This is a genomic window from Shimia fortis, assembly GCF_040225985.1.
GTDB lineage: Bacteria > Pseudomonadota > Alphaproteobacteria > Rhodobacterales > Rhodobacteraceae > Shimia.
Genome location: NZ_JBBPEU010000037.1, coordinates 1 through 1,217, shown reverse-complemented (window position 1 = coordinate 1,217; position 1,217 = coordinate 1). Strand labels below are relative to the sequence as shown.

At 57.0% G+C, this 1,217-nt stretch carries 1 protein-coding gene; it reads left to right on the top strand.

Annotation, left to right across the window (positions count from 1 at the left end; translation table 11 throughout):
* Positions 1 to 56: 56 nt before the first annotated feature.
* A protein-coding gene (locus tag WNE31_RS18385; RefSeq protein ID WP_349981394.1) for an IS3 family transposase occupies positions 57 to 1,183 on the top strand; the annotation gives its coding sequence in 2 pieces (ribosomal slippage) (positions 57 to 321 and positions 321 to 1,183; 1,128 coding nt in all).
* The last annotated feature ends 34 nt before the right edge of the window (positions 1,184 to 1,217 follow it).

Sequence of the window (1,217 nt, the reverse complement as noted above, 5' to 3'; positions counted from 1 at the left end):
TGATCCTCCCCCACTGAAGTGGTCCGCCCCTATAGTTGGGAAACGGAGGATCAAACATGGGAATCAAACGACACAAGCCGGAAGAGATTGTCACGAAGTTACGGCAGGTTGAGGTGCTGTGTGGGCAGGGAATGCCGCGCGTCGATGCCATCCGACAGGTGCAGATTACAGAACAGACGTTCTATCGCTGGCGTAAGCAATATGGTGGAATGGGAACCGACCAACTGAAGGAGCTAAAGAGGCTTCAGAAGGAGAATGACCGGCTGCGTCGAGCCGTGTCGGACCTGACGCTGGACAAGCTGATCCTATCGGAGGCTGCACGGGGAAACTACTGAGCCCTTCACGTCGCCGAGCCTGCATTGATCATGTGCGAAGCCAATTCCACATCTCAGAACGTCGAGCTTGTCGTGTCCTGGGGCAGCATCGCTCCACACAGAGGCGACTACCAGTTGGGCGTGCTGATGAAGAGCGTCTGGTGGCCGACATGATCGAGCTGACGCGCCAGTATGGTCGGTACGGCTACCGCCGGATCGCAGCTTTGCTCAGAGACGCAGGCTGGTTGGTGAACGATAAGCGTGTCGAACGACTGTGGCGACGGGAGGGGCTGAAGGTTCCAATGAAACAGCCGAAGAGAGGACGGCTCTGGCTGAACGATGGGTCGTGTGTTCGGCTCCGGCCTGAGTATCGCGACCACGTTTGGTCGTATGACTTCGTGCACCACCGGACAGATGACGGGAAGGCATTCCGAACTCTGAACATCCTGGATGAGCACAGCCGGGAATGCCTGACGATCCGAGTGAAACGCAAGATGAACTCGACCGAGGTCATCGATGCCTTGACGGACCTGTTCATCCTGCGCGGTGTCCCTGCTTACATCCGATCAGACAATGGCCCTGAGTTCATCGCAGAGGCCGTGAGAAACTGGATTGCGGCGGTCGGCGCCAGGACGGCTTACATCGAGCCCGGTTCGCCTTGGGAGAACGGGTATTGCGAAAGCTTCAATGCAAGGCTTCGGGATGAACTGCTGAACGGCGAAGTCTTCTACTCGCTAAGGGAGGCGCAAATCCTGATCGAACAATGGAGGAAACACTACAACACCAAACGACCACATAGTGCTCTGGGCTACCGCCCGCCGGCGCCGGAAACCATCATCCCGATGGAACCCAGGCCAATCATGCACTAACATTCAAACTGGACCACTTAGGTGGGGCTGATCA